The sequence below is a fragment of the Streptomyces sp. 13-12-16 genome, from assembly GCF_002114215.1.
Classification (GTDB): domain Bacteria; phylum Actinomycetota; class Actinomycetes; order Streptomycetales; family Streptomycetaceae; genus Streptomyces.
The window spans coordinates 1-5,318 of the sequence record NZ_NCTE01001002.1 but is presented as its reverse complement, the minus strand read 5'-3'; the positions used below and the strand labels follow the sequence as shown (position 1 = coordinate 5,318).

The window sequence follows — 5,318 nt, the reverse complement described above, 5'->3', positions numbered from 1 at the left end:
GTCAGCCGTCCGCGCGGGTGGTGCGGTCGCGGTACACGCGGTGCGCGGCGGCGCCGAACGCGCCCGCGATCAGCAGCCCGCCGGCGGCCAGCGCGGGCACGGAGTCGGTGAAGGCACCGCCCGCGCCGGCGTGGACGCCCTGATGCGCGGGGGCGGTGGGGCAGGGGGTGCCTTTCGACCCGGTGGGCTCGGGCTTGGGCCCGGGGGTCCTGGAGGCAGGGGCCCTGGACGTGGTGGAGCCGGACCTCAGGGCCTCCGGTTCGGCGGCCTCCGGGTCTGCGGGGTACGGGTCGGCGGCCTCCGGGTCGGCAAGGTCGCTTTCCTGGGGGGCGGGGATCTCCGCCCCGAAGCCGGGTCCGGCATCGGCACCGGGCTCGGCGTCGGCGTCGGCATCGAGTCCGGCATCCGGCTCGGCGTCCGGTCCGGCATCGAGCTCGGATTCGAGATCGGATTCGAGATCGTCCAGTGCCGTGCTCTTCGGTACGACCGCCTCGGGCCCGGCCGGTGCGAGGGCGGCGTCCGGTTCCCACTCGTGCCCCTCCGGCTGCGGGCAGGGCGAGGGCGAGGTGGTACCCCAGGAGGTCCCGTCGTCCGGAACGGTACCCGCCGACGCGGCCGGTGCGAGCGCCGCGAGGGCGGCACCGGTGGCGGCGGCGAGGGACAGGGCACGGGCGGTGCGGCGCATGGTGCGGGCTCCTTCGAGCGACGGCGGGGGCACGGCGTTCGGTCACGCCCCACAGCCATCACAGCCCCATCGCCGCCGCACCGCTCGCCGCCGGACACCATTGGCGGGACCGGGCGCACCCGAGCGGGTGAAGGGCCCGCGCTACTCCTCCCCGTCCCGCATGACCTGCTCCCGTACCCGGCCGCAGCAGCGGCTGATCAGGCGGGAGACGTGCATCTGCGAGATGCCCAGCTCCTCGGCGATGCTGCTCTGCGTCATGTCGCCGAAGAACCTCATGTAGAGGATGGCCCGCTCCCGCTCGGGCAGCGCGGCCAGCCGTTCCTTGACGGCCTCGCGGTCGACCACGGTGTCCAGCGCCGGGTCGGGCGCGCCGAGCGCGTCGCCGAGCGAGTAGCCGTCGTCGCTGCCGGGCAGCCCGGCGTCCAGGGACAGCGCGGAGAAGCTCTCCAGCGCCTCCTGTCCGGTACGGACGTCCTCCTCGCTCAGATCGGCGTGCTCGGCGATCTCGGCCACGGTCGGCCGGCGGCCGGAGGTGGTCCGGGACAGGTCCTGGGAGGCGTGCCGGACGCGGTTGCGCAGCTCCTGGACCCGGCGCGGCACGTGCAGGGTCCACATGTGGTCGCGGAAGTGCCGTTTGATCTCGCCGGTGACGGTCGGCACGGCGTAGCTCTCGAACGCGTTGCCCAGCTCGGGGTCGTACCGGTCGACGGCCTTGACCAGGCCGAGCGCGGCGACCTGCCGCAGGTCGTCGAAGCTCTCGCCGCGGCTGCGGAAGCGTCCGGCGAGGCGGTCGGCCATGGGCAGCCAGGCCTCGACGATCTCGTCACGGAGCGCGTCCCGCTCCGCGCCCGGGGGCAGTGCGGCGAGCCTGCGGAAGGCGGCCGCGGTGTCGGGGGCGTCGTCGTGCGGGTGTTTCGCAGTCGCTCGGATCGGCATGGTGCGTCGCAGCTCCCTCGGGGGCCGGGTCCTGTCGTCGCGTTCCCGCCGTCCGCCCGGAGGGCGGGCCCGGCGGCGTCCGGTGCGTGCGGTCGCAGGGCGCCGGAGCGCCCTCGACGGGGGCCTCCCCTGCGGGGAGTGCGTGCCGGACGCCGCCGGTCAGGCGGGGGTGTGACGACAGCTGGGGGACGGACGGTCACCGCGGTGGGCGTGCCGGTCGGGGACGGGCGCGCCCGGAGCGACGTGACGCCGCCTCCACGGACGTGCCTCCTGTCCGAAGCACTGGAGGTGCGCCTGCCCCCGCTTCACCGTCCCAAACTCCCCAACCGGACTTCGGGCGGATCGGCCTCGGGCGGTGCGGGCGGGAGCACGAAATCCTCGTAGCGGCCCAGCATCAGGATCACGCCGAGCATGAGTGGCGGGATGAGCACGGCGAGCACCGCCATGGCCTGTCCTTCCCGGGAGGCACGTGGGGGGCGTGGGGATGCGGGTCTCCCGCCCTCCGGCGGCCAAACCCCGGCCCGGGACGATCCGGCACCCGAACTCCCGTGTCGCCCTCCGCTCCCCGGGTACGCGGTGCGCACCCCGAAGGATCTGGAGGGAGACATGCAGCGAGGCAGCGACCGGCTCAGCGTCCACCGCGACGACGAGATGAAGCACGAACTGCAGGGTCTGCTGCGGTCCGGGCACCCCACCCGTACCGAGGAGTGGCACGACCCGGAGCCGTTCGCCGACGACGACCCCGAGGTCGCCCGCGGCCCGGTGACACCGGGCCGCGGCCCGACGTCACTGGAGTCGGTGCGGCTGGAACTGGCCAGGATCCTGGGCCGCGGGGCGTTCCCCGCGGGTCCGCGCGAGCTGATGCGCGCCCTGGACCGGCGGTACGCGCCCGACGCGCTCATCGAGGCGTTGGAGCGGCTGCCGCGCCAGGCCCGCTACAACAGCGTCCAGGAGCTGGCCGAGGCGCTGACCCGGTCCCGGGAGACGGAGACCGCGTAACCGGCCCGTCCGGGGCAGCGCGGCCGTTCCGCGGTGCCCCCGGCGGCCGGGACCGACAGGAAGGCCTCGGTGATGGCCGAGTTCGTCAAGGACGTCATGACTCCGGGCGTGGTCGCCGTACGCCCGGACGCCTCGATCGTCGAGGCGGCGCAGCTGATGCGCACCCAGAACATCGGCGACGTGGTGGTGGCGGACGGGCAGCGGGTCGTCGGCGTGCTCACCGACCGCGACATCACGGTCCGCGCGGTCGCCCGGGGCGCGGATCCGCTCGGGACGAGCGCGGGGTCGGTGTGCACGCCGGACCCGTTGACGCTCGCCCCGGACGATCCGGTGTCCTCGGCCGTCGCCCTGATGCGGGAGCACGCGATACGCCGGATCCCGGTGGTCGAGGGCGGTCTGCCGGTCGGGCTGGTGAGTCTCGGCGATCTGGCCGAGGCGCGGGAGCCCGGCTCGGCGCTGGCCGACATCAGCCGTGCGGAACCGGACGGGAAGAGCTGAACGAGCGGAACGAAGGGACGTAGTGCCATCATGCGAATCGCATTCCTGACCGCGCCCGAGGGCGTCGAGCAGGTGGAGCTGACCGAGCCGTGGCAGGCGGCCGTGGACGCCGGTCACGAAGCCGTGCTCGTGTCGACGAGCCCCGGGAAGATCCAGGCGTTCAACCATCTCGACAAGGCGGACACCTTCCCCGTGCAGGAGGTCGTCGGCGAGACGTCGGCGGACTCCTTCGGCGGGCTGGTGCTGCCGGGCGGGGTGGCCAACCCGGACTTCCTGCGCATGGACGACAAGGCCGTCGCGTTCGTGCGGGACTTCTTCGAGCAGGGCCGGCCGGTCGCCGCGATCTGCCACGCCCCCTGGACCCTCGTCGAGGCCGACGTCGTCCGGGGCCGGGTACTGACCAGCTGGCCCAGCCTGCGGACCGACCTCCGCAACGCAGGCGCCACCTGGGTCGACGAGCAGGTGAAGGTCTGCGACCACGGACCGAACAAACTGGTCACCAGCCGCAAGCCGGACGATCTGAAGGCCTTCTGCGAGACGTACCTCGAGGTGTTCGGAGCCGAGCAGGCCGTATAGGAGGCCGGGCAGGACCCTTACGGGGCCGAGCGGGCCCCGTAAGGCCCGAGGTCCGAGATCAGGTGCCCGGGGTCGTGGGTGTCGTGGTGTCCGCGGCGCCCCGCTCCCGGGCACCTTCGCGTGTGCGGCCCGCGGCCACCGGGCGGCGCGGATTGCGGCGCAGGTACTCGCCCTCCAGCTGCGCCATCCGCTCGTTGTGGGCGCGCAGCGCGTCGTTGGAGCCGTACAGCAGTGTGTCGTGGCGCGTGCGGTGGATGGTCTCCAGCTCCTTCATGAGCTGCTGGTCGTCCAGGCGGTCCGGCTCGACTCCGGTCATCGTGGTGCCCCGCTCGTCGTGTGTGTCCATGCGGCCCGGGTACCCGCCCGGCCGGTACAGGCACTACCCCGAACGGCAACCGGGAGGGAGCCATGGAACTCGCTTTCCTGCATCCACTCTACGAACGTCCCGGCCCCTGGGCCTCCGTCTACGTCGACACCTCCCGGCACACGGAGCACACCCCTCAGGAACGGCGGCTGACGGCCCGGGCGATGGCCCAGGAGCTGGCCGACCAGGGCGCGGACGAGGCGACCTGCCAGGCGGTGCGCCGTGCGCTGGAGGACCTGCGGCACTCCAGCGAACCGCACGGCCGCGCGCTGTTCGCCCGGGACGGCGAGGTGGTGCTCGACCCGCCGCTGGCCCGGTCCCCGCAGCGCGACTGGGCCCGGTGGGCGCCGCTGCCCCGGGTCGCGCCGCTGCTGGAACTGGCCGGTGAGGACCCGGTCTGCATCGTCGCGTACGTCGACCGCAGGGGCGCGGACTTCGAGCTGCGCAGCGCGCTCGGCCGGGACGACGCCGGCGGTGTCACCGGGCGGCAGTGGCCGCTGCACCGGACCGGTTCCGTCGACTGGTCGGAGCGCCACTTCCAGCTGCGGGTGGAGAACACCTGGGAGCACAACGCCGCGGAGATCGCCGACGCGCTCGCCGTCTGCCACGAGGAGACCGGTGCCGATCTGCTGATCCTGGTCGGTGACGACCGTGAGCAGCGCTCCGTGCGCGAGCGGCTGCCGCAGCGGCTGCACGGCCTGGTGGTCGAGGCCTCGCGCGGCGCCGGCAGCAGGCTGCTCGACGAGGACGTGGAGCGGATCCGCGCGGAGCACGTCCACGACCGGGCCGCGGCGGAACTGGAACGGTTCCTCGCCGCCCGGGACCCCGACGACGAGGGCCGCGCGAGCGCCGTGGAGGGCGTGCCGGCGCTGGTCGAGGCCGCGCGCGAGCACCGGATCGACGAGCTGCTGATCCGGCCGGACTCGGCCGACGCGCACCGTGAGGTGTGGATCGGTGAGGATCCGGACCAGCTGGCGGTGCGGCGTACGGACCTGAAGGTGCTCGGTGAGCAGAACTCCTGGTCGGCACGGGCGGACGACGCGCTGATCCGGTCGGCGGTCGCGACGGACGCGCCCGCGCTGGCGGTGTCCCTGGCACCGGGTGCGGACGACGACGCGCCGGTCGGCGGGCTGGGGGCGTTGCTGCGCTGGAAGTGATCCGGGGGCGCGCGGGTTTTCCCTCGCCCCAGCCGCCCCTCCCCCCGGGGGCTTCGCCCGGACCCCCGTGCGCGCCCGGGCGGCGGAGCCGCGTGCCGGTGCG

8 protein-coding genes are annotated in these 5,318 nt (G+C 74.3%); 4 read left to right on the top strand and 4 right to left on the bottom strand.

Features of this window, described 5'->3' with window-relative positions:
- Window position 1: 1 nt before the first annotated feature.
- From B7767_RS34015 to B7767_RS46775, 3 genes are all read right to left on the bottom strand, one after another.
- Window positions 2–685 (bottom strand): hypothetical protein, encoded by a 684-nt coding sequence (locus B7767_RS34015; protein ID WP_085575467.1) that lies wholly within the window; start codon window positions 683–685, stop codon window positions 2–4.
- A gap of 141 nt (window positions 686–826) precedes the next feature.
- Window positions 827–1,621, bottom strand: coding sequence for an RNA polymerase sigma factor SigF (locus B7767_RS34010; protein WP_085575466.1), 795 nt, complete (start codon window positions 1,619–1,621; stop codon window positions 827–829).
- A gap of 305 nt (window positions 1,622–1,926) precedes the next feature.
- Window positions 1,927–2,067, bottom strand: coding sequence for a hypothetical protein (locus B7767_RS46775; RefSeq protein ID WP_179167400.1), 141 nt, complete (start codon window positions 2,065–2,067; stop codon window positions 1,927–1,929).
- Between the two features lie 160 nt (window positions 2,068–2,227).
- On the opposite strand from B7767_RS46775, the gene B7767_RS34005 reads away from it, so the two are divergent.
- The 3 genes from B7767_RS34005 to B7767_RS33995 all read left to right on the top strand — a co-directional run bounded on the left by B7767_RS34005 (window position 2,228) and on the right by B7767_RS33995 (window position 3,694).
- Window positions 2,228–2,620 carry a DUF2795 domain-containing protein gene (locus B7767_RS34005; protein WP_085575465.1) on the top strand — a complete coding sequence of 131 codons (393 nt, stop codon included), beginning with the start codon at window positions 2,228–2,230 and terminating at the stop codon, window positions 2,618–2,620.
- Between the two features lie 72 nt (window positions 2,621–2,692).
- Window positions 2,693–3,118, top strand: coding sequence for a CBS domain-containing protein (locus tag B7767_RS34000; protein ID WP_030856357.1), 426 nt, complete (start codon window positions 2,693–2,695; stop codon window positions 3,116–3,118).
- Between the two features lie 30 nt (window positions 3,119–3,148).
- Window positions 3,149–3,694: a type 1 glutamine amidotransferase domain-containing protein gene (locus B7767_RS33995; RefSeq protein ID WP_085575464.1), complete on the top strand. Its 546-nt coding sequence runs from the start codon at window positions 3,149–3,151 to the stop codon at window positions 3,692–3,694.
- Window positions 3,695–3,752: 58 nt separating this feature from the next.
- Here the strand turns inward: B7767_RS33995 and B7767_RS33990 are convergent, their stop codons facing one another.
- Window positions 3,753–4,040 carry a DUF6158 family protein gene (locus B7767_RS33990; RefSeq protein ID WP_073931269.1) on the bottom strand — a complete coding sequence of 96 codons (288 nt, stop codon included), beginning with the start codon at window positions 4,038–4,040 and terminating at the stop codon, window positions 3,753–3,755.
- Between the two features lie 62 nt (window positions 4,041–4,102).
- Here B7767_RS33990 and B7767_RS33985 point away from each other — a divergent pair, with 62 nt between their 5' ends.
- Window positions 4,103–5,215, top strand: coding sequence for a Vms1/Ankzf1 family peptidyl-tRNA hydrolase (locus B7767_RS33985; RefSeq protein ID WP_085575463.1), 1,113 nt, complete (start codon window positions 4,103–4,105; stop codon window positions 5,213–5,215).
- Window positions 5,216–5,318: the final 103 nt, after the last annotated feature.

What these genes read in the sequence shown, in the direction of transcription:
- B7767_RS34015 (WP_085575467.1), bottom strand. Translation starts at nt 685, where the DNA reads ATGCGCCGCACCGCCCGTGCCCTGTCCCTCGCCGCCGCCACCGGTGCC.
- B7767_RS34010 (WP_085575466.1), bottom strand. Translation starts at nt 1,621, where the DNA reads ATGCCGATCCGAGCGACTGCGAAACACCCGCACGACGACGCCCCCGAC.
- B7767_RS46775 (WP_179167400.1), bottom strand. Translation starts at nt 2,067, where the DNA reads ATGGCGGTGCTCGCCGTGCTCATCCCGCCACTCATGCTCGGCGTGATC.
- B7767_RS34005 (WP_085575465.1), top strand. Translation starts at nt 2,228, where the DNA reads ATGCAGCGAGGCAGCGACCGGCTCAGCGTCCACCGCGACGACGAGATG.
- B7767_RS34000 (WP_030856357.1), top strand. Translation starts at nt 2,693, where the DNA reads ATGGCCGAGTTCGTCAAGGACGTCATGACTCCGGGCGTGGTCGCCGTA.
- B7767_RS33995 (WP_085575464.1), top strand. Translation starts at nt 3,149, where the DNA reads ATGCGAATCGCATTCCTGACCGCGCCCGAGGGCGTCGAGCAGGTGGAG.
- B7767_RS33990 (WP_073931269.1), bottom strand. Translation starts at nt 4,040, where the DNA reads ATGGACACACACGACGAGCGGGGCACCACGATGACCGGAGTCGAGCCG.
- B7767_RS33985 (WP_085575463.1), top strand. Translation starts at nt 4,103, where the DNA reads ATGGAACTCGCTTTCCTGCATCCACTCTACGAACGTCCCGGCCCCTGG.